The 21,508-nt window shown below is 64.0% G+C and carries 16 protein-coding genes, 1 tRNA gene and 1 pseudogene; 13 read left to right on the top strand and 5 right to left on the bottom strand.

What is annotated here, in order from left to right:
• Nucleotides 1-17 precede the first annotated feature (17 nt).
• The 4 genes from AB7245_RS19140 to AB7245_RS19155 all read left to right on the top strand — a co-directional run bounded on the left by AB7245_RS19140 (nucleotide 18) and on the right by AB7245_RS19155 (nucleotide 2,180).
• Entirely contained in the window at nucleotides 18-989 is a 972-nt protein-coding gene (locus AB7245_RS19140; protein ID WP_439034650.1) for a Bug family tripartite tricarboxylate transporter substrate binding protein, read from the top strand.
• Nucleotides 990-1,136: 147 nt separating this feature from the next.
• Nucleotides 1,137-1,451: a hypothetical protein gene (locus AB7245_RS19145; protein WP_439034651.1), complete on the top strand. Its 315-nt coding sequence runs from the start codon at nucleotides 1,137-1,139 to the stop codon at nucleotides 1,449-1,451.
• 73 nt (nucleotides 1,452-1,524) lie between these two features.
• A complete protein-coding gene (locus AB7245_RS19150) occupies nucleotides 1,525-1,845 on the top strand; it encodes a hypothetical protein (RefSeq protein ID WP_063983883.1) in 321 nt (106 codons plus the stop codon).
• A 261-nt stretch (nucleotides 1,846-2,106) separates the two neighbouring features.
• Nucleotides 2,107-2,180: transfer RNA gene (locus AB7245_RS19155), tRNA-Gln, on the top strand.
• A 162-nt stretch (nucleotides 2,181-2,342) separates the two neighbouring features.
• Here the strand turns inward: AB7245_RS19155 and AB7245_RS19160 are convergent.
• On the bottom strand, nucleotides 2,343-4,166 hold the full coding sequence (locus AB7245_RS19160) for a caspase family protein (protein ID WP_439034652.1): 1,824 nt from the start codon (nucleotides 4,164-4,166) through the stop codon (nucleotides 2,343-2,345).
• A gap of 205 nt (nucleotides 4,167-4,371) precedes the next feature.
• On the opposite strand from AB7245_RS19160, the gene AB7245_RS19165 reads away from it, so the two are divergent.
• The 6 genes from AB7245_RS19165 (at nucleotide 4,372) to AB7245_RS19190 (ending at nucleotide 9,745) form a co-directional block, all read left to right on the top strand.
• The gene (locus AB7245_RS19165; protein WP_439034653.1) at nucleotides 4,372-4,734 is read left to right on the top strand and encodes a DUF1428 domain-containing protein; all 363 of its coding nucleotides are present in this window, start codon (nucleotides 4,372-4,374) and stop codon (nucleotides 4,732-4,734) included.
• Nucleotides 4,735-5,102: 368 nt separating this feature from the next.
• Nucleotides 5,103-6,356: an ABC transporter substrate-binding protein gene (locus tag AB7245_RS19170; RefSeq protein WP_166352468.1), complete on the top strand. Its 1,254-nt coding sequence runs from the start codon at nucleotides 5,103-5,105 to the stop codon at nucleotides 6,354-6,356.
• Between the two features lie 67 nt (nucleotides 6,357-6,423).
• Complete coding sequence (locus tag AB7245_RS19175; RefSeq protein ID WP_071914968.1) at nucleotides 6,424-7,287, top strand: branched-chain amino acid ABC transporter permease; 864 nt, start codon at nucleotides 6,424-6,426, stop codon at nucleotides 7,285-7,287.
• Between the two features lie 13 nt (nucleotides 7,288-7,300).
• On the top strand, nucleotides 7,301-8,272 hold the full coding sequence (locus tag AB7245_RS19180; protein WP_166095039.1) for a branched-chain amino acid ABC transporter permease: 972 nt from the start codon (nucleotides 7,301-7,303) through the stop codon (nucleotides 8,270-8,272).
• Entirely contained in the window at nucleotides 8,262-9,029 is a 768-nt protein-coding gene (locus AB7245_RS19185; protein ID WP_071914964.1) for an ABC transporter ATP-binding protein, read from the top strand. The genes AB7245_RS19180 and AB7245_RS19185 overlap by 11 nt, the downstream gene beginning before the upstream one ends.
• A complete protein-coding gene (locus tag AB7245_RS19190) occupies nucleotides 9,026-9,745 on the top strand; it encodes an ABC transporter ATP-binding protein (protein WP_014496007.1) in 720 nt (239 codons plus the stop codon). Before AB7245_RS19185 ends, AB7245_RS19190 begins: the two co-directional genes overlap by 4 nt.
• Here the strand turns inward: AB7245_RS19190 and AB7245_RS19195 are convergent.
• The gene (locus tag AB7245_RS19195) at nucleotides 9,727-10,392 is read right to left on the bottom strand and encodes a TetR/AcrR family transcriptional regulator (RefSeq protein ID WP_354237928.1); all 666 of its coding nucleotides are present in this window, start codon (nucleotides 10,390-10,392) and stop codon (nucleotides 9,727-9,729) included. The genes AB7245_RS19190 and AB7245_RS19195 overlap by 19 nt on opposite strands.
• A gap of 105 nt (nucleotides 10,393-10,497) precedes the next feature.
• Here AB7245_RS19195 and AB7245_RS19200 point away from each other — a divergent pair.
• Nucleotides 10,498-12,785: pseudogene (locus AB7245_RS19200) on the top strand (arylsulfatase).
• Between the two features lie 151 nt (nucleotides 12,786-12,936).
• Here AB7245_RS19200 and AB7245_RS19205 read toward each other — a convergent pair.
• The 3 genes from AB7245_RS19205 to AB7245_RS19215 form a co-directional block, all read right to left on the bottom strand.
• The gene (locus tag AB7245_RS19205) at nucleotides 12,937-13,503 is read right to left on the bottom strand and encodes an invasion associated locus B family protein (protein WP_063983864.1); all 567 of its coding nucleotides are present in this window, start codon (nucleotides 13,501-13,503) and stop codon (nucleotides 12,937-12,939) included.
• Nucleotides 13,504-13,567: 64 nt separating this feature from the next.
• Nucleotides 13,568-16,714, bottom strand: a complete 3,147-nt coding sequence (locus AB7245_RS19210) for a multidrug efflux RND transporter permease subunit (RefSeq protein ID WP_071914959.1) — start codon at nucleotides 16,712-16,714, stop codon at nucleotides 13,568-13,570.
• Nucleotides 16,711-17,883 carry an efflux RND transporter periplasmic adaptor subunit gene (locus AB7245_RS19215; protein ID WP_439034654.1) on the bottom strand — a complete coding sequence of 391 codons (1,173 nt, stop codon included), beginning with the start codon at nucleotides 17,881-17,883 and terminating at the stop codon, nucleotides 16,711-16,713. Before AB7245_RS19215 ends, AB7245_RS19210 begins: the two co-directional genes overlap by 4 nt.
• A 397-nt stretch (nucleotides 17,884-18,280) precedes the next feature.
• On the opposite strand from AB7245_RS19215, the gene AB7245_RS19220 reads away from it, so the two are divergent.
• The gene (locus tag AB7245_RS19220; RefSeq protein WP_028146580.1) at nucleotides 18,281-18,520 is read left to right on the top strand and encodes a hypothetical protein; all 240 of its coding nucleotides are present in this window, start codon (nucleotides 18,281-18,283) and stop codon (nucleotides 18,518-18,520) included.
• Nucleotides 18,521-18,944: 424 nt separating this feature from the next.
• On the top strand, nucleotides 18,945-21,494 hold the full coding sequence (locus AB7245_RS19225) for a TonB-dependent receptor (protein ID WP_439034655.1): 2,550 nt from the start codon (nucleotides 18,945-18,947) through the stop codon (nucleotides 21,492-21,494).
• The last annotated feature ends 14 nt before the right edge of the window (nucleotides 21,495-21,508 follow it).

Consider the following 21,508-nt stretch of genomic DNA (forward strand, 5'->3'; position numbering starts at 1 on the left):
CAGTAGAGGAAACTTCGATGAGATCGATGTGGCTTGGTCTTGTGTCAGCCGTGCTGCTGGCGACGTCGCCGGCAAAGGCGCAGGACGGCTACCCGTCCAAGCAGGTGACGGTGATTGTGCCCTTCGCCGCCGGCGGTACCGCCGACATCTTCGCGCGCATGGTGTCGAACCATCTGCAAGTGAAGCTGGGCAAGCCGTTCGTGGTCGAGAATGTCGGCGGTGCCGGCTCGATCCTCGGCGTGACGCGGCTGGCGAAATCGGCGCCTGACGGCATCACGCTCGGCCTTGCCAGCACCTCCGCGCTCGCGATCAACCCCACGCTCTACGGGCCGAAGCTCAGCTACCAGCCGGACAGGGACCTCATGCCGGTCGCCCAGATCAGCGTCGTGCCGAACGTACTCGTCGTGAACCCCAACAAGATCAAGGCGCGCACCGTGCCGGAGCTGATCGCCTATCTGAAGGCGAACCCGGACAAGGTCTCGTTCGGCTCGGCCGGCGTCGGCACCTCGCAGCATCTCGCCGCCGAACTGTTTCAACAGATGACCGGTACCAAGATGGTGCATGTGCCCTACAAGGGCTCCAGCCAGATGCTGACGGATCTGTTGAGCGGCCAGATCGATCTTGCCTTCGACAACGTGCCACTGCTGCTGCCACAGGTGAAGACCGGCCAGCTCGCGATGCTCGCCACTGCAACGCCCAAGCGCGCCGCCTTCGATCCGGAAGTCCCGGCCGTCGCCGAGTTCCTGCCGGGCTTCGAGGCCGTGGCCTGGCACGGCTTCTTCGTCCCCGCGGTCACGCCGAAGCCCATCGTCGAAAAGCTGTCGGGCGAGATCCGCGCCTTCATGCAGCAGCCGGAGACGGTGCAGAAGATGGCCGAGCTCGGCGCGGCCGCGGTTGCGGTCGATTCCGAACCTTTCAAGGCCTACATCGCCTCCGAGACGGAGCGGTGGAAGAAGGTGATCGAAGCGGCGAATATCAAGCTGGAATAGGGGTGGTAGCTTATCCGGAGATGACGATCGGGTCGCTGTCGGCTCGGCTTCCTCACGAGCCCCCGCCGCTTCAAGGACGTGTTCGATGGGTCGGCGTTTCTGGTGTCGATCGTTATCGGCTGCGTGGCGGGGATCTCCGCGGGGCTTATGGTCGAGCCGAAGGAAATCGGCCGGCAATTTCTCCTGAGCGTCCTGGCGGCCGGATACGCTGGCGCTGACTTCATCGACGCGTTCGTGAAGAAGAGCGTCCCCGACATCAACAAGGTTGCGGAAGCGGCCAAAGCCGTCGGCGGGCCGGAAAACTTGCCGGCCGTGAAGGCGTTGGCGGTGAGGCTCCGGCCGTCGCCAACGCGATCCGCGCCAAGGCGGCAGCCGGGACTTGAAAGCCTGGTCGAAGGGGAAGGCGGCGATCGGGTGGTTTGTCGGGGCCTGATATCTGTCCGTCAGGCTGCGCTGATTTAATAGGCGAAAGGCCGGCGCCGCGTGTCGGGACGAGGGGCGGACAATTCGCAGCTTGGCAAAGGAGAGACGTGTCATGACTGTCCTGCTGAGAAACACCTTCAAGGCCTGGATCGACCGGGCGCCAGGCGCGCCGCCCAAGCTGGTCATGGTCGGCGACGTGAGAGTACCGACCGATGGCTGGCAGGCCCGGCTGACCAGGCGTTCGCCGCAAGGGATCAACCCGAAGATCCTGATCCTCGACGTGAACACGCAGCAGCCGGGTGGCGAAGCGCAGGAAGCGATCACCACGATCCCGCTCCGCTACGAGGAGAGCCCGCCGCAGGACGAATACGGCCAGGTGATGATCGCGAACGGCAAGGCTGAGATCGTGGTTCGAGTCTGCGGCTCGAACTAGCTGAGGCGCTGATGAAGCAGCAGACGGGGGGATTTTCGGCCGCAGGCATCAGCGAACTGGATCAGGCGCTGCCTGCGCCGGCGGGTCTTGGTTACCGGCGCAGTCGGGCCGCCGGTTCACAGGCCCGTGCACCGCAGCGCTTGCCAGCCCAAGGCCGAGCGGGTAGAACGCTGCCACGCCTGAGCCGTGATTTGCGCCAAACGCGCTTCCGGCCGCAGCTGAACAAGTCAGCAAGCTATTGAATTTGTTCGGCTATTCCGTTGGGGAATGGTGTAACGGTAGCACAACAGACTCTGACTCTGTTTGTCTTGGTTCGAATCCAGGTTCCCCAGCCAGTTCCGGGCGATTTACCCAGATCATAACCTGCTCTGAATCGGGCCCGCGCCGCGAGCCTGACGTGCCGTCGGCAGTCCGCGCCTTTGGTCGGTCCGGCCTCGGCGCGTTGGCCGGACTCATGGCGCCCGCGATGCGCCGCGCGGCGATGCAAGGCGAAATGACTAGCGGCGCTTCTTCCGGCCTGTCTTGGCGGCACGCTTTTTCGGCGCCCGTCGCTGGCCGCGACCTGCATCCGCCGCGCCCCATGGAATTTTTGCACTGACGCGCGTCTTGGCGCCGACGAGATTCGGCGTCTGGTTGTATTTGAGGCGACGGAGTTTGGCCGTGACGAGCTCGCTCAGCTCCTGGAACGACGGATTGGCGCCGCGGTCTCGTTGTTCGCGCAGCACCTTCGCCATGCAGAACGTGTAGGCGCCATACGACGTGACGCCGTCACGATATTCATAGGACAGCTCCTGCTCCTGGCAGGCCTCGAGGAGAATCGGCAGATAAGGACCGTGATGCCCGAGCTCGGCCCGCGTCTTGTTGTATTCCTTGTCGGGCTGGGTGCGGAGCGCCATGCTGCGCCCGAGCCGTTGCGTGGCGCCGTTGTCGCCGAGATAGTCGGCGCCGTTCTTGCTCTTGCTCAGGCTCTCGTTGAGGGGAGGGAACTCGCGCGGCACCCACATGCCTTCGCTTGCCTCCCACCGCAGCGCCCGGTGGCGGATATCGTCGGGCGGCGTCAGGCCGCGGATGCGCGGACCGCCGTCACGTGTCATGCCGCCGGAATGGCAGCAGTCGAGCATGGCGACGAAATAGCAGTCGTACGGAAGCTGTGAGTAGAGCTGGCTGAACTGGCGGTCGAGAATCGCGTGCTCGGGCGTCCAGTCGAAATCATAGGGGACCAGGCACTCGTCGACGCTATCCGGTGCGCCGCTCGGGCTGTATCTGGGAATCTGGGCGCCATGGCCCGAGTAGAACAGCATACGCTCGTCGCCGTCGCGGACGCCCTCGAGCAGCCAGTGAAGCCTTTCCATGATGCCCTGCGCCGTCGCCCGCTCATTGAGCACGACGCGTATTTCGTCCGGCTTGAAGCCGCTTTCCTGTAGCACCGAGCTCATGAGGAATACGTCGTTGACGCATCCTTCGAGCCTGTCCGCGGGTTTGGGATAGTCGTTGATGCCGATCAGCAGGGCGCGGCGGGTCGGCCGGGTGTCAATGCGGGCAATCCCCCGCGCGGCGCTGACGATGGAGCGGGACGTCGGCACCGGGACCACGTCGTGCCAGACGGTGGCGACGGTCTCGGGGCGCGACAGGTACCAGGTCGCGTTGTGATTCAGGAGATCGTTGGGGACATCGAACGGTGTCAGTACCTGCTGAAAATTGTCTGCGGCGATCTCGAGCGGATAGGTGAGAACGTGATCTTCCCGGTTGAACAGATGGTACCATTTCCGGCAGGGAAGGTCCTGAATGCGGCCTGCAAAGATGTCGCGCACCGCGGGATTGCCGATCTGCGAGCCGAACGTGACGAAGACTTTGTCCCTGATCGCAGCGGGGTTGCGCACGAACGTGTCGTAGCAGATCAGCGAGCCGAGGCTGTGAGCCAGGACAACGTCGTAGTTGCCGCTCTTCAGCTTATCGAGGACTGCGCCGCGCAGCGCGGCCTGCAACTGCTCATCCACCGACCACTGGGCGACCATGCCCGCGGTCCATCTGATCAGGGTTGGTACATCTTCGAGGCTGCGTGTGCCCGCGAGCAGATCACCGACCCCGTGGACAGTCGCGCTCGCGAGCAGTTTTGCCAGTGCGATGCCATAGGTGATGAGATTCGGCGGGCTCTTGTCGAACAGGTCGTCATTCGAGAGGAAGTCGATGGCCGGATTGAGGCTCTGATCGACGGACTGGACGGCGCGTATGATCGCCTCGGACCATGACTTTCGAAACTCGGCGTCGATCTCCGCGTGACCGACGCCGTGGACACAAAGCAATGACAGGCGGGTGCTCATGAAAGCTGCCTTCTCAACTGCAATCTGAAGTAGCCGATGTGCGAGCGCAAACGTCCGGGATGATGTCACGGCGCGGCGAGCTTCAAATGTGAAGTAGCGCACGAAATCCTCGCGACAGTTTGCCTCACCTTGCGGGTGTGATGACGTGTCGGATCGCCGTGCGCCGCTACGTCCTTGGGGCAGGCAACCCAAAGGAGATCCCGTGATGCCCTATGTCGATGGTTTCGTGCTGGCCGTGCCGAAGGACAAGATCGAGGCCTACAAGGCGCTGGCGCGAAACGCCTGCACCATATGGATGGAGCACGGCGCGCTCGACTACGTCGAGTGCATCGGCGACGACGTGCCCTATGGCGAGTTGACCTCGTTTCCGCGCGCGGTGATCGCGAAGGAGGACGAGGTCGTGGTGTTCTCCTGGATCGTCTACCGTGACCGGGAGACCCGCGATGCCGTCAACAAGAAGGTGATGGCCGATGAGCGGCTCAAGGGCGCCGACATGCCCTTCGACGGCAAGCGCATGATCTATGGCGGCTTCACGACGCTGCTGCGGGCGAGCGACGTCGTCGGCTGACGGCGTTCGCAGGGTGAGTTGGCGACAGCCTCACCCACCGCCTCTGCGTTCGCGGAAACACACGGGGGCCGGGTTACGCCAGCGGACCGCGCTTGGCACAGTCGCAGTGTTAACCCACCCCTGCAGATGGCAATGACGTCCACCGTTCGGGTTACCGCGTTCGCGCCGGGCGACGCCGGATTTGAACGCCGCCCGCGCCGGCGCGTTCGCTGCCTCCCATGCAGCATTGCGCAAGTCCGTTTCGTCTTGCCGGTGTCCGGCTGGCATGCCATCCTAGATCCACCAGGCATAAACAAACGGAAGCGGGCGCTTAGCCTGCAGCTTCCAAAATAGCTTGGTTGGGGAAACCCTTTGGGAGGTCTGATTTGATGAATTTCAAGCACGTCACCGGGCTGTTTTGCGCAGCCGCGATGTTCCTTGCGCTCGGCTCCGGCGCGCAGGCCCAGGACAAGGTCATCAAGATCGGCGTCATCATGCCGATGTCCGGCGGCACCGCCTCGATCGGTGCGCACGCCAAGGCGGCGCTCGAAGTCGCCATGGACATCATCAACAACGCCCATCCTGAGCTTGGCAATCTGCCGCTGGCGAAGAACGCCGGCCTTGCCGGCCTCGGCGGCGCCAAGATCGAGGCTGTGTTCGCCGACAACCAGGGCAACCCGGCGACGGGCCAGAATCAGGCGCTACGCCTGATCACGGAAGAGAAGGTGGCGGCCGTGTTCGGCTCCTACCAGTCCGGCGTCACGCTGACTTCGAGCGCGATCGCCGAGAAATACGGCGTTCCTTTCCTGAACTCGGAATCGGTCGCCGCCAATCTCACCGAGCGCGGCTTCAAATGGTTCTTCCGCACCACGCCGATTGCGACCGATTTCGCCAAGATCTATGTCGACTTCCTCGCCGACATCAAGGCGCAGGGTGCCAAGACCGACAGCGTCGCGGTGGTCCATGACAACACCGAATACGGCACCTCGGTCGCCAACACGATCGCCGGCGCCTTCAAGGAAAAGGGCCAGCCGATCGCGCTCGACATCGCCTATCCCGTCAATGCGACCGACTTGCAGGGCCAGGTGCTCCAGCTCAAGGACAAGAAGCCCGACGTCGTCATCATGATCAGCTACACGTCGGATGCGATCCTGTTCGCCAAGACCATGCAGTCGCTCGACTACAAGCCGGCCGTGCTGCTGGCCGACGATGCCGGCTACTCCGATCCATCCTTCACCAAGGCGGTCGGCAAGATCTCGCAAGGCGTCTTCAACCGCTCGTCCTGGGTCGTGGGACCGCCGGGCTCGGCGTCCGCCATCATCGCCGACATGTACAAGAAGAAGAGCGGCGAGGAGATGGACGACACTGTGGCGCGCCAGATGCAGGGCTTCTTCGTGCTGGCCGATGCCATCGACCGCGCCGGCTCGACCGAGCCTGCCAAGATCCAGGCCGCGCTGAAGGCGACGGACCTGAAGCCCGAGCAGCTCATGATCGGCTACAAGGGCGTGAAGTTCGACGACAAGGGCCAGAATGTCCTCGCGTCCGGCGCCATCATCCAGCTTCAGGATGGCGAGAACTATGTCGCGGTATGGCCGAAGGCCAATGCCGAGAAGGCGCCGGTGCTGCCCTACAAGGGCTGGTGAGATTGCCTGAAGGCGGGACCGCGCGTCCCGCCTTTCCCAGAATGTTTTGATCAGAGCAACGCAGCTCATGTCCTTCGTACTCGTGCAGGTGATTGTCGGCGGGCTTCTGCTTGGCGCCGTCTACGCCCTGTTTTCCTCGGGCCTCACGCTGGTGTGGGGCATGATGAACATCGTCAATTTCGCGCATGGCGACTTCGTCATGCTTGGCATGTACGTCGCCTATGTCGTCTATACGCTGATGGGGGGAGGGCCCATCCTCGGCGCCCCACTGGCGACACTGGTGCTCGCGACCGTCGGGGTCGTCGTCTATTTCGCCCTGATCCGCGACATCATGAAGGGGCCGATGCTGGCGCAGATCCTCGGCACGTTCGGGCTCGCGCTGCTGCTGCGCTATTCCGTGTTCTGGTGGTTCGGCGCCAACTTCCTGTCGATGCCGTCGAATATCGTCGGCGGCACCTATGCGTTTGCGGGCCTGCGGATCGAAGCCTCGCGGCTGCTTGCCGGTGTCGTCGCGCTGCTGGTGACATTCGGCCTCCACCTGCTTCTGACGCGCACATCGCTTGGTTCAAAAATGCTGGCGGTGGCGGAGGATCAGACCGCGGCTCAGCTTATGGGCATCAGGCCCGATACCATGCAGGCGATTGCCTGGGCCATCGCGGCCGGCGCCACCGGCCTTGCCGGCGCGCTGATCGCGAACTTCTTCTACATCGTGCCGACGGTCGGCGAGACGCTCGGCATCGTCGCCTTCGTCACGGTATCCCTTGGCGGCTTCGGCAGCGTGCCAGGCGCGCTCGTCGCGGGCCTGTTGATCGGCGTCATCGAGTCGCTCTCCGGCTATCTGATCGGTGCGGTCTACAAGGACATCGTCGTCTATGTCCTGTTCCTGTTCTTCCTCTGGTTCCGGCCGCAAGGCCTGATGGGCAAGCTCTGATGAGAAAGCTGCAATGCGGCGCTTGATCTGGCTCTCAATCGTCGCAGCACTGGCGATTGCCTATCCGTTGCTGCTGTCCTCGCCGTTCCAGCAGCGCTTGGGCGCACTGGTGCTGCTCTATGCCATCGCCGCGTCGGCCTGGAACATCGTCGGCGGCTATGCCGGCCAGGTCTCGGTCGGCCATGTCGTGTTCTTCGGCTGCGGCGCCTATGCCGCGATGGGGTCTTACGCCAAGTTCGGGCTGTCGCCACTGTTCGGCATCCCCGGCGGCATCGTGCTGGCGGTGGGGCTTGCCGCGATCATCGGCGTGCCGACGCTGCGGCTGTCGGGTCACTATTTCAGCATGGCGACGATCGCGGTCGCCGAGACCATGCGGCTGATCGTCACCAACACCGACTGGCTCGGCGCGGCCGTGGGTCTTTCCGGTCCAACGGTCCCGCGCAACATCTTCGATCTCTCGTTCCTGTCGTCGCTGCCGTACTACTACCTCTTCCTGGTCGTCCTCGTGATCACGCTGTTCATCACCTGGTGGATGACCAACAGCCGCATGGGATTCTATCTGCGCGCGATCAAGGATTCCGAGAGGGCCGCACGTTCCCTGGGCGCACCCGCGAGCCGGACCAAGCTCTACGCCTACATGCTGAGCGCGGCGCTGACGAGCGTTGCCGGCGCGCTCTATGCGATGATGTTCGGCTTCGTCGATCCCGAGTCCGGGCTCGGCATCCTGATCTCGGTCAAAATCCTGATCATGGCGGCGCTGGGCGGGGCGGGGTTGCTGTTCGGTCCGCTGGTGGGAGCCGCGATCCTCGTGCCGCTGGAGGAGATCTCCAACAGCTGGCTTGGCGGCAAGGGGGCCGGCCTCACCTTCGTCCTGTATGGCGCGATCATCGTGCTGATCGCGCGCTTCCAGCCCGGCGGCCTGCTCAGCCTGTTCATGGGACGACGCAAGCCCGGCGCAGATAAGGGAGCCGGCCATGCTCCTTGAGGCGCGCGGGATCACAAAGGCGTTCGGCAGCTTCAAGGCGGTGGACGATGCGTCCGTCACGCTGGAGCAGGGCGATATTCTCGGCCTGATCGGCCCGAACGGCGCCGGCAAATCCACCTTCTTCAATTGCCTCACCGGCGACCTCAAGACCACCTCGGGCCGCGTGCTGTTCGAGGGGACCGACATCACCGACTTCGCGCCGGAGCAGCGCGCCGGGCTCGGGCTTGCGCGCACCTTCCAGGTGCCGCAGACCTTTGAAGGCATGACGGTGCTCGAGAACGTCATGATCGGCGCCTTCCTGCGCACCTCGCATCGCCACGAGGCCGAGACCAGGGCGCGCGCGGTGCTGGAGCGCGTCGGCATGAGCAGGCTTGCGGATGCGCCGGCGCGCTCGCTGGGCACACCCGGCCGCAAGCGGCTGGAGATCGCCCGCGCACTGGCGACCGAGCCGAAGGTGCTGCTGCTCGACGAGGCCATGGCCGGGCTCAACGCCCACGAGGTGAGGCTCGCCATCGATCTCGTGCGCGACATCCACCGTTCCGGCATCACGCTCGTCATCGTCGAGCACATCATGGAAGTGATCATGTCGCTCGCGAGCCGCGTGATGGTGTTTCACCAGGGCAAGGAGATCGCCCGCGGCTCGCCGCGCGAGGTCACCTCGAACCCGGCGGTGATCGAAGCCTATCTCGGCAAACGCGCGGCGAAGGCCGCGGCCGGCCATACGCCGGTCGAGCTGATGGGCGGGCGGGACCTATGAGCGGCGCGCTTCTTCGGATCGAGCACCTCGAGGTGCGCTATGGCGACCTCATCGGTGTCTCCGACGTCTCGCTGGAGGTGCCGGAGGGCAGCGTCGTCGCGCTGCTCGGCTCCAATGGCGGCGGCAAGACCACGACGCTGAACGCAATCGCGGGTCTCATTCCCGTGCATTCCGGATCGATCAGCTTTCGCGGCGAGGACATCGCCGGCCAGAAGGCCTTTGCGATCGTGCGCAAGGGGCTGGCGCTGTCGCCGGAAGGCTGGCGGCTGTTCGTGCAGCAGAGCGTCGAGAACAATCTGATGCTCGGCGCGACGCCGTTGCACGACAAGTCACGCCAGGCCAATTTGCTTGAGCGCGTCTACGAGATCTTCCCGCGCCTGAAGGAGCGCCGCAACCAGCGCGCCGGCACGATGTCCGGCGGCGAGCGGCAGATGCTCGCGGTCGGCCGCGCGCTGATGAGCGATCCGAAGCTATTGATGCTGGACGAACCGTCGCTCGGCCTCGCGCCGGCGGTCGTCGAATCCATGTACGAGACCTTCGGCCGCCTGCATCGCGAGGGCCTGACCATCCTGCTCGCCGAGCAGTCGATCGAGCTCGCGCTGGAAGTCTCGGACTTCGCGACCGTGCTCCAGGTCGGCAAGAGCGTGCTGTCCGGCACGGCCGCGGCGCTCGCACAGGACCCGCAGGTGCAGAAGGCCTATCTCGGCGTCGACTGATTGATCTCCGCCTGGAGCAACAGCAACAGGCAACCGGCCAGCCGCGTCTCCATCTCTTTTGATCCAAGCGAAAGCGGCCCGGGATCGTTGAGGATCGCGTTCACCAGCGTGCCCAGCACGACCTGGAAGCCGAAGGCGATCGTGCGGGTCTTGGCGGCCTTGCGTCCCTTGCCCATAGCCGGGAGCAGGAGAGGGGTCGCGCGTTCAGTCGTTGCCTTCGCGAGGGCCTTGAACGGCGTCCATTTGTCCGGGCGCGTGTCGTCGTGCTGAAGCGCGGCGCGCAGCACGCCCTCGTGGTTGCGCATCCAGGCGATGATCCCGCTGACGATGGTGTGGCAGAGCTTGTCGAGGTCCGTATCCGGTGACGGTCGCCTCATGTCGCCGAGCCGTTGCTCGCCGTCGCGCGCGGCCAGCGCCATCAGTGCGTTGAAATAGGCCTCCTTGCTCTCGAAGCGGCTGTAGAAGGCGCCGACGGTGGCGCCGACCTCGGTGCAGAGCGCCTCGATCGACAGCTCGGCCAGGCTGCGCGTGCGCAGCATGTCGGCGCCGGCGCGCAGCAGCGCCAGTGTCGTCTCGCGGCTGCGCTTCTGCCGCGACGGGGCAACGCCGGGCAGGTCGAAATCGGGTTCGTCCGAGCTTGGCCGCATCCGCGCTTGCATCCGGCTAAAACAATAATCATAATTCGGATTATAATTTAAGCGTGGCCGAGCCGCGGGTCAACCGCAGCCGCCGGGCTACATCGGGAGGAGCAGATGAGCGCAAACAGCGGCACGCCGTTCCGCGGCACCGTCGGCAAGACGGTCGCGGAGTCAAAACCCTGGTGGCCGGATGCGCCGAAGCCGCCCGAGGGGGCGCCGAACATCCTGGTCGTGCTGTTCGACGACGTCGGCTTCTCCGATTTCGGCTGCTATGGCTCGGCAATCAAGACGCCGACCATCGGCCGGCTCGCCGCGGAGGGGCTGCGCTACTCCGGCTTTCATACCACAGCGATGTGCTCGACGACGCGCGCCGCGCTGCTGACCGGGCGCAATCATCACTCGGTCGGCGTCGGCTGCCTTGCCAATTTCGATTCCGGCTATCCCGGCTATCGCGGCAAGATCGCGCGCGAGGCGGGGACGCTGGCCGAGATGCTGCGCGGACATGGCTATCGCAACTACATGGTCGGCAAATGGCACGTCACGCCGCTGACCGAAAGCGGAGCCACCGGCCCGTTCGACGGCTGGCCGCTCGGCCGCGGCTTCGACCGCTTCTACGGCTTCCTTGATGCCGAGACCGACCAGTACGCGCCGGAGCTCGTCTCCGACAACACGCATATCGATCCACCGGGCACGTATGCGGACGGCTATCATCTGACCGAAGATCTGATCGACCAGTCGATCCGCTTCATCGGCGACCATGTCGCTGACCGTCCTGACGTTCCCTGGCTCACCTGGGTCGCACTTGGCGCCTGCCACGCGCCGCATCAGGCGCCGGCCGATATCATCATGAGCTATGATGCCGAATTCGCGCACGGCTGGGACGTCGAGCGCGAACGGCGTCTGGCACGCCAGAAGGCGATGGGGCTGGTGCCTGAGGGAACGCGGATGCCGGCGCGCAACGACGGTGTGAAGCCGTGGGAGGAGCACTCGACCGATGAGCGCCGCGTCTTCACCCGCCTGCAGGCGGCTTTCGCCGGCATGCTCGATCATTCCGATCGGCATCTTGCACGGCTTGTCTCGTTCCTGGAAACGGCCGGCATTCGCGACAACACCGTGATCATCGTGATGTCCGACAACGGCGCGAGCCAGGAGGGCGGGCCGCTCGGCTTCGTCAACGCGATGGGGCCGTTCAACTTCAAGCCGGAGCCGATTGCGGAGAAGCTCGCGCGTCTCGACGATATCGGCGGGCCCGACACCCACAGCAATTTCCCGCATGGCTGGGCGATGGCGTCGAACACGCCGCTGCGGCGCTACAAGCAGAACACCCATGGCGGCGGCATCCGCGATCCCTTCGTCATCAACTGGCCGAAGAAGATCGCAGGCAAAGGCGAGCTGCGGCACCAGTTCGTCCACGCCTGCGACCTCACGCCGACGCTACTGGAGCTGATCGGCGTCGAGTCGCCCAGCACGATCGCGGGGTGCCCGCAGATGCCGCTGGAAGGCGAGAGCTTTGCGCGCTCGATCACGGATGCGTCCGCGCCCTCAAAGAGCTCGCCGCAATATTTCGAGATGTTCGGCCATCGCGGCCTCTGGCAGGGCGGATGGAAGGCGGTCGCCTTCCATCCCTCTGGCACGCCGTTCGAGAACGACAAATGGGAGCTGTTTCATCTCGACCAGGATTTCTCCGAGACCGACGATTTCGCCGCGAAGGAGCCTGAGCGTCTGGCCGCAATGATCGCGACGTGGTGGGCGGAAGCTGACAAGCACAAGGTGCTGCCGCTCGACGATCGCTTCGGTCCGCGCTTCGCCGAGAACGCCGCGCGCTTCCATGGTGCGCGCCACCATTTCGTCTTCCACGCCGGCATGGGTCACGTGCCGACCGATGTCGCGCCGGACGTGCGCAGCCGCAGTTACACGATCGAGGCGCATGTCGAGATCGACGGGCAGGGCGCCGATGGCGTGCTGATCTCGCATGGCGACGCGACGTCGGGCTACAGTCTCTACATCAGGGATGGCCATCTCGTGCACGACCTCAACATCGGCGGCAGCCACCAGATCGCGCGGTCGGACCGGAAAGTGCCGTCAGGCGCGCGGCGGCTCGGGGTGCATGTCGAGCGGCTCGTGCGCAAGGAGCCGCCGGCCAAGGGTTCGCGCACCGGCGTCACCGAATACACGCTGCTGATCGACGGCGAGCCGGCGGGGGCGCTCCAGACCAGCTCGGCTTCCACACGCTGATCTCGTGGTCCGGCCTCGACATCGGCCGTGACCGCGGCAGCCCCGTGTCGCATTACGAGGCGCCGTTCGAGTTCGAGGGGCGGCTGCTGCGCGTCACCGTCACCATGCACAACGACCAGAAGCTCGACGGCGATGCCGTCGGCAATGCGCAGATGGCGCGGCAGTGATAGGGAAGAGGCGGCGCAGCATCCGCGCCGTCATTGCGAGCGCAGCGAAGCAATCCAGACTGCCTCCGCGGAAAGATTGCTGGATTGCTTCGCTACGCTCGCAATGACGAGGTGAGAGAGCGTCCACTCCAACAGGAAACGGGAGCGGTCCTTACTTGATCTTGTCGTAGGCCGCTGCGAAATCGCCCAGCGGCATCGGGATCGCGATCGCCTCCTTGGCCATGTTCTGGAAGGAGACCTTCAGCTGCTTGCCCGACCGCAAGGCCGCGAGCAGGTCCGCCGCGATTGGCGTCGAGGCGTAGCAGCCGCGGTTCTCGCAGGTCTGGATCTGAAGATCGAATGTCTTGCCCTCGTCGACCTGGAGCTTGGCGCCGACGGGCAGGTTGAGGCCGAGCGGCAATTGCAGCAGCGCCACCGGCGTGCGGGTGTCGGGCGCGATACGGATGTTGATCAGGACGATGGTCTGGCCGGTCTTGGTCAGCACCGCGTTCTGCTCCATTGCGCATTCGAGCGGCGCGTCGCGGCTGACGCTGGTGCAGCGCACGACCCATCCGGCTTGCTGCGCACCGTCAGCCTGCGGCTGGGTCGGAGCTGGCGCGGGCTGTGCGGCCGGTGCAGGGGAAGCGGCGTTCTTTTTGGCGCTCTGCTGGGCATACGCGCCGCCTGTCGACAGCAGAAGGGCGGCGGCGAGGGCGACAAGTCTGGATTGCATGGACATGGCGAAACCGCGTTGGCGTGAACCGAGGGCCTCGCTGTAGCGTCGCGGAAGCCGCGGTGCAAGCTTACTCGGCGGCCTGCTTGACGGTGCTGTGCTCGGGCGCCTCGTGACCTTTGCCGTCACCCGAACGGCCCCAGCCCGAGAACCAGTTGTTGAGCTCGTCGAGATAGAGATAGACCACCGGGGTGGTGAACAGCGTCAGCGCCTGGCTGACGATCAGGCCGCCGACCATGGCGTAGCCGAGCGGCTGGCGGATCTCGGCGCCGGTGCCGTGGCCGAGCATCAGCGGCACGCCGCCGAGCAGGGCGGCCATCGTCGTCATCATGATCGGCCGGAAGCGCAGCAGCGCGGCCTGACGGATCGATTCCTCCGGCGTCTTGTGTTCGTCGCGCTCGGCCGCGATGGCGAAGTCGACCATCATGATGCCGTTCTTCTTCACGATGCCGATCAGGAGAATGATTCCGATCAGCGCGATCAAACTGAAGTCGAAGCCGGCAGCCATCAGGATCAGGAGCGCGCCGACGCCGGCCGAGGGCAGGGTCGACAGAATCGTGATCGGATGGATGTAGCTCTCGTACAGGATGCCGAGGATCAGATAGACCACGACGAGGGCTGCGAGGATCAGCAGCGGCACGGTGCCGAGCGACTGCTGGAACGCCTGCGCGGTGCCCTGGAAACTCGAATTCAGGGTCGGTGGTGCTCCGAGATCGGCCATCGCCTTCTGCACGGCCTCGGTGGCCTGGCCGAGCGCGACACCCTGGGCGAGGTTGAAGCTGATCGTGATCGCCGGGAACTGGCCCTGGTGGCTGATCGAGAGCGGGCGGACCGGATCGGTGGTCCAGGTCGCAAAGGTCGACAGCGGCACCTGATCGCCGGTCAGCGGCGATTTCAGGTAGAGCTTGTTCAGGCTGTCGAGACTGCCCTGCATCTCCGGCAGGATCTCGAGGATCACCTTGTAGGTGTTGAGCTGGGTGAAATACTGCGTGACCTGCCGCTGTCCGAAGGCGTCGTACAGCGTGTCGTCGATCAGCTGCGGCTGGATGCCGTAGCGCGATGCGGTGTCGCGGTTGATCTTGAGCTGGACCGTGGTGCCCTGCGTCTGCTGGTCGGTCGCGACGTCGCGCAGTTGCGGCAGCGTCTGCATCTTGGCGAGGATTTTCGGCGCCCAGTCGTTGAGCTCGGTGAGATCGGCATCCTGTAGCGTGAATTCAAACTGCGTGCGCGTCGGCCGGCCGCCGAGCCGGACGTCCTGGGCCGCCTGCATGTAGAGGCGGGCGCCCGACACCTTCTCGAGCTTGGGACGCAGCCGGGCAATGATCTCCTGCGCCGACGCGTTGCGCTCGTTGCGCGGCTTCAGCGTGATGAACAAATTGCCGTTGTTGCCGGCGCGGCCGCTGCCGCCGATGTTCATCGCGATCGTGGCGACGTCGGGATCGTCCATCACGATCTTGCCGAGCTCGACCTGGCGGCGCTGCATCTCGGCGAAGGAGATGTCCTGGGACGCTTCGGAGGTCGCGGTGATCAGGCCGACGTCCTGCTGCGGGAAGAAGCCCTTCGGGATCAGGATGAACAAATAGATCGACAGGCCGAGCGTGGCGAAGAAGATCAGGAGCGTGGTGCGGCGCCAGGCCAGAGCATGATCGAGAACGTACTCGTAGCCGCGCAGCATGCCGTCGAAGGCGCGTTCGCTCCACTGGTAGAACTTGCCGTGGGTCACCTCGCCATGAGCGCGCAGGAAGCGTGAGGCCATCATCGGCGTCAGCGTCAGCGACACGAACATCGAGACGAAGATGGTCATCGCCAGCACGACGGCGAACTCGCGGAACAGGCGTCCGATGATGCCGCCCATCAGCAGCAGCGGGATCAGCACCGCGACCAGCGAGATGCTGATCGAGACGATGGTGAAGCCGATTTCCTTGGAGCCCTTGAAGGCGGCCGCCATCGGCGATTCGCCTTCCTCGATGTAGCGCGTGATGTTCTCGAGCATCACGATGGCGTCGTCGACGACGAATCCGACCGCGATGGTGAGCGCCATCAGCGATAGATTGTCGAGCGAATAGCCAACCACCCACATCAGGGCGCACGCGCCCAGTAGCGCCAGCGGAACCGTGATGGTGGGAATGACCGTCGCCCAGAAGCTGCGCAGGAAGACGAAGATGACCATGACCACGAGGGCAATGGTCAGCAGCAGCGTGAACTGGACGTCCTCGACCGCGGCGCGGATGGTCGTGGTGCGGTCGCTGATCAACTCGATCTTGATCGCGGGCGGAATCGCCGCGACGAGGCGGGGCAGGGTGGCCTTGATCCGGTCGACGGTCTCGATGACGTTGGCGCCCGGCTGCTTGAACACCACCAGGAACACGCCACGCTTGCCGTTGGCCCAGGCTGCCTGCTTGGCGTCCTCGGCGCCGCTCACCGCCTGTCCGATGTCGCGGATTCGAAGCGGACCGCCATTGCGATAGGCGATGACGACGTCGTTCCAGTCCTTGGACTGGGTGAGCTGGTCGTTGGCGTAGATCGTGTAGGCGCGCTTCGGCCCGTCGATATTGCCCTTGGGGCTGTCGACCGTGGTGATCGCGATCTGGCTGCGCACGTCCTCCAGCGACAGGCCCTTGGCGACGAGTTTCGCCGGGTCGATCTGAATGCGGATGGAGGGCTTCTGCTGGCCGCCGATGAAGACCTGCGCGACGCCCGAGAGCTGGCTGATCTGCTGGGCAAGCTGGGCGTCGACGGCATCGCTGACGGTGGTCAGCGGCAGTGTATCGGATGTCGCCGAGAGCAGCAGGATCGGCGCGTCGGCCGGGTTGACCTTGCGGTAGGTCGGCGGCGAGGGCAGGTTCTTCGGCAGCTGGCCGCTTGCGGCGTTGATGGCGCCCTGCACGTCGTTGGCGGCGCCGTCGATGCTGCGGTTGAGGTCGAACTGGATGGTGATCGAGGCGGTGCCGAGATAACTCGTCGAGGTCATCTGGGCGATGCCGGGGATCTGGGCGAATTGCCGCTCGAGCGGCTGGGCCACCGACGAAGCCATCGTCTCGGGGCTGCCGCCCGGCAAATTGGCCGTGATCTGGATGGTCGGGAAGTCCACCTGCGGCAGCGGCGCGACCGGCAGCAGGGGATAGGCGACGAGACCGACGAAGAGAATTCCGGCCATCAGCAGCGAGGTGCCGATGGGATAACGGATGAAAGGTGCCGAAATCCCGCCCTCGGTCATTCCTGTCGTACCTTGTTCTGGCTCGGATCCGAGCTTGCTACGGCCGTCGAGACCAGGCTTCCGGGTTGGACCTTGAACTGGCCGCCGGTGATCACCTGCTGACCCGGGCTCAAGCCTTCGTCGACGACCGAACGGCCGTCGATGGCGTAGCTGACCTTGATCTTGTGCACTTCCGCCTTGTTGTCCTGATTGACGGTATAGGCGTAGAGGCCGTTGGTCGAATGCTGAACCGCGTCATCCGGAACCACGGTCGCGTCCTTCAGGGTGCGTACCAGAAGGCGCGTCGAAACCGACTGGCCCGGCCACAGCGTGTGTTCCTTGTTGTCGAACACCGCCTTGAGCCGAATAGTCCCGCTGGTCGTGTCGACCTGGTTGTTGATGACCGCGAGCTTGCCCTCGGCCAGCGTCTTCTTGCCGTCGGTGGTGAACGCGATCACCTTGAGCGCACCGGCCTTCTGGCCTTCGCTGATATAGGGCAGCTGGTCTTCCGGCGCGGTGAAGATCACCGAGATCGGCTCGACCTGCGAGATCGTCACGATTCCCGTCTGCGTGGAGGCGTTGACGATGTTGCCAACGTCGACCAGGCGCAGCCCGGCCACGCCGGTGAACGGCGCCTTGATCTGGGTGTAGTCGAGCTGGGTCTGGGCGTTGGAGATGGCGGCTTCGTCGGCGGCGATCTGGGCGGTCAGCTGCGCGACGGTGGAACGCTGGGTGTCGACCCGCTGCGCGGTCGCGAACTCGCCAAGCTTCATGGCACGCTGGAGCTCGAGGTTGGCGTTGGCTAGATTCGCCTCGTCCTGCGCCTTCTTGGCCTTGGCTTGGTCGAGCGTGGCTTGATAGGGCCGGGGATCGATCGAGACCAGAAGCTCGTCCTGCTTGACCATCTGGCCTTCGCTGAAGGCGATCTTGTCGATCTGGCCGTCAACCCGGCTCCGGACCTGTACCGTATTGAAGCCCTGAACCGTGCCGAGACCGGTCAGGTATACCGGAAAGTCGGCCTTCTGGACCGGCGAAACGCTGACGGGGATGGCGGACGGGCGCGCCGGACCCTTCTGAGCCGTCTGGGTTTTTCCGGCCTCGGGCGAGCCGAATTTCTGCCAGCCATAGTAACCCGCGGAGGCCACGGCCGCGATGATCAGAATCCAGAGGATCGGCCGTGTTTTTTTCATGTCGGCTCGTTGGCTCTTACGCCCAAAACTACGAATTGTGGAGCAATCATAGGGTTCCAGCGCGCTTGTATAATACACGCCAAGTTCCAGTGTAAACAGCACTATCGGTTCGGAATCCTAAACAATTGGAAAGCTTTGCACTGTCTAGGCAGCTCCGTGACACTACGGTGTGCAGTGCTGCATTTTCCCGGCGCGAACGATCCGCGCGCAAATCTTGGGCAATGCCCGGAGCCGGTGTGGGCGGCCTGCAGAGCTGTCCGCAAGGGCGCCCCGGCTGCGCTGCGAAGTGAGCCGGAAACAACTCCCGTGAGAACGGTTCTAATTCGCCTGCACGGCGTTTCGGTTGTCAGGAAATCCGGCATCGGTCATATCGGCCCCGCCACAACGGGAGCGCAGGATGGACGAACTGAACGGCAAGCTGATCGCGTGCCAGATTCTGATCACGGGACTGATCGCGCGCGTCGCCAACGAGCAGCGCGATCCCTTGCGATTTCTGACCGACTTCCGCGACGAGATCAAAGCCGTCGTCAACGGCGTCAACATCGCCGGCATGGACAACTCCGATCGCGTGCGCGCCGTCGCGCAGAAAACCGTCGACGAATTGTTCTCGCTGATGAAGCCGCCGAGCAGCGATTGAGAGCGGCGCCGCTGCTCGCGCCTGCGCAGCTCTCGCATGCGCCCATGTTTCCAGATTGAAATCTGCACCGAGTCCGATCTGGATGAATTCAAATGTGCTGGCAGATCAATCGCATTGACCTGCTTTTCTCCGACCGATAGCACCGCCCCATCGTTCGCGTCTCTGCATCGATGAAGCGCATCAGCTCGAAGGTTGACGCGGCACGACGAGATCGCAGCGCTTAATGTCCAGATTAGAACGGTTCAAGTTTAGAACCATTTAAAACTGCGGCGTCCTCCATCGAGTTTAGAATTGCTTTGAAATGGTCGGATTCAAACGGAGTGTGGCCGAGATCGCGTTGACCCCCATGAACACGCCCGATAGCACCAATGCGTCGCGTTGTCGCAACGCGACCAATGGAAGCATAAGCACTGTGGGGCGTGTGATGGGCATGATGAAGACACCGCGATCGTTGCGTTCGGTCGCGGATCGGAAATCCTTCGGCAACAATTTCGACGCTGCGACCGGCAAGACTGTGTCCACGGTCGCCAGTCTGATCGCGGTCGCGACGGTCTCGACCGGCGCACAGGCGCAGCAGACCAATCTGCCCCCCGTGAACGTCGATGCGCCTCAGCAGCGTCCGCGTCCGACCGCTTCGAAGCCCACCGCCGATCAGATTCGCGCGCGCAACGCGCTGCGGCGCGCGGCGCAGCGGCAGCAGGCCGCACAAGCGCCTGTCGCCAATCCGAGCCCTGGTCCTGCCGATCGTGATCCGTACGCAAATCCCGCCGCGCCTTATATGGCCACCCGAGTGCAAGCGTCGGGTAAATTCCCTGAGCCAATCCTCAACACGCCAAAATCGATCACCGTGCTTACAAAGGATGTGCTCGCGGACAAGAACGCCACGACGCTGAAGCAGGCGATCCTGAGCACGGCAGGCGTGACGCTCGGAACGGGTGAGGGCGGCAATGCCTTCGGTGACCGCTTCTTCATTCGCGGCTTCGATGCCCGCAACGACATCTTCATCGACGGCGTGCGCGACGCGGGCGTCAGCGTCCGTGAAAACTTCTTCACCGAGCAGGTCGAAATTCTGCGTGGTCCGGGCTCAACTTTCGCGGGCCGCGGTGTCGCCGGTGGTGCGATCAACATCGTCACCAAGCAGGCGACGACGCAGAACAGTTTCTACAACATGGACACGACGTTTGGCACCGACCAGACCAAGCGTGTGGTGCTCGACGTCAACCAGGTGATCAACCCGACGCTGGCCGTTCGTGCCGGCGGTCTGTTCCAGGACGCCGATGTCGCCGGTCGCGATTTCGTCAAGGATAATCGCAACGGCGCGTTCGTCGCCACGACCTGGAAGCCGACCGACACGATCAGGGTGACCGGGGGTTACATCCACACCGAGTTGACCGGCGTGCCGGACTTCGGCGTGCCCTACTACCGGCCGAGCACGGCGACGACCGCCGGTGGGCCGTTCCCGGACTTCGGCTCCAACCGCAACAACTGGTATGGCCAGATCAACCGCGACTTCTACCGGACCGGCCAGGACATCGGCTCGTTAAACGCGGAAGTGCAGATCACGCCCGACTTGATGGTCAGCAACAAGTTCCGCGTATCTCGTTCGACCCAGAACTATGTCGGAACGCTGCCTGAGCAGCCGGTGATCGCCAACCCGCTTTCGAATTCGACGCTCACGATGAATCCGCAGAGCCGTCTCCAGATCACTGACGTGCTCGCCAACCAGACGGAAGCGACCTACAAGTTCCAGGACTGGGCCGGCTTCAAGCACACCGCGCTGGCCGGGATCGAAGTCGATCGCGAGCGGTCGTCGATCGACAAGTATCTCGGGCTCACCTCGGAAGGGAACGGAGTTCCGATCACTCCAGGCGGCTCGCCGACAGGTGTCAGCGTCTTCTTCCCTCAGGACACGTTCTTGCCCGGGAAGGCGCTCGCACTGGCCGGTCTGCCGGCCAAGATCGGCATCGACACTGTCAGCGGCTACGTCATGGACAGTGCGAACTATCGTGACCTCCTGATCCTCAATGGCGGCTTCCGCTACGACAACTACAACCTCGATACGTCTGCATACGGGGCGGGCAACGCTCTCAAGCAGCAATCGGCAAACTTCCTGATTCCCAACTTCAATCTCGGTTTGACCTTGAAGCCGGCGCCAAACGGCAGCGTGTACGTGGCCTACGCGACCTCAGCGAACCCGGTGGGCGCCGAGTTCGACGGCACCAGCACCGCGTATGGCGGCGTCAATCCCGCTCTGGCCGGCGGCAACAATCAGATCTTCGGGCCGGAGAAGAACACGGCCATCGAACTCGGCACCAAGTGGGAGCTGTTCGACCGCCACCTGCTCCTGACGGCTGCGCTGTTTCAGACCACCAAGGACAATGCGCGCGAGGCACAGAACGTCAATAGTGTGGCCACGGCGTCCGCGTTGGGATGCGTCTATCCCGCCGGCACGACCGGCAACATATCGTGTATCACCGCAGGTTCCGCTTATCGTATTCGCGGCATCGATCTCGGCGTGAGCGGCAAGATCACCGACAAATGGAGTGTGTTCGGCGGCCTCGTCCTGATGCAGTCGGAGGTTACGGCGTCCAACGTGAAGCCCGCGAACATGCCCGCGCCGCTTCTCTACACCACCAATGTCGGGCTTCCTCTGGCCAACGTTGCCCATCAGTCGTTCAGCATGCTGTCGAAGTACCAGTTCAACGATATCTGGGAACTGGGCGGGCAGGCCGTCTACCGCTCGAAGATCTACGGTGGCTCGTTGCTTGCGGCCAACGCAGGCACGTCGCTTCCGAGCTACTGGCGCTTCGATGTGTTCGCGGAAGCCAAGATCAACAAGAACTGGCAGTTGAAGCTGTTCGTGAACAACATCTTCGACAAACGCTACTATGACGCGCTGTACCAGAGCGCCGCGCCCTTCGTGCTGGAAGCACCGGGACGCGCCGCCTATCTGGTGATCTCGGCGCGCTACTGATGGAGTAACGACGA

It is taken from the genome of Bradyrhizobium sp. 604_D8_N2_3 (genome assembly GCF_051810765.1).
Classification (GTDB): Bacteria; Pseudomonadota; Alphaproteobacteria; order Rhizobiales; family Xanthobacteraceae; genus Bradyrhizobium; species Bradyrhizobium barranii.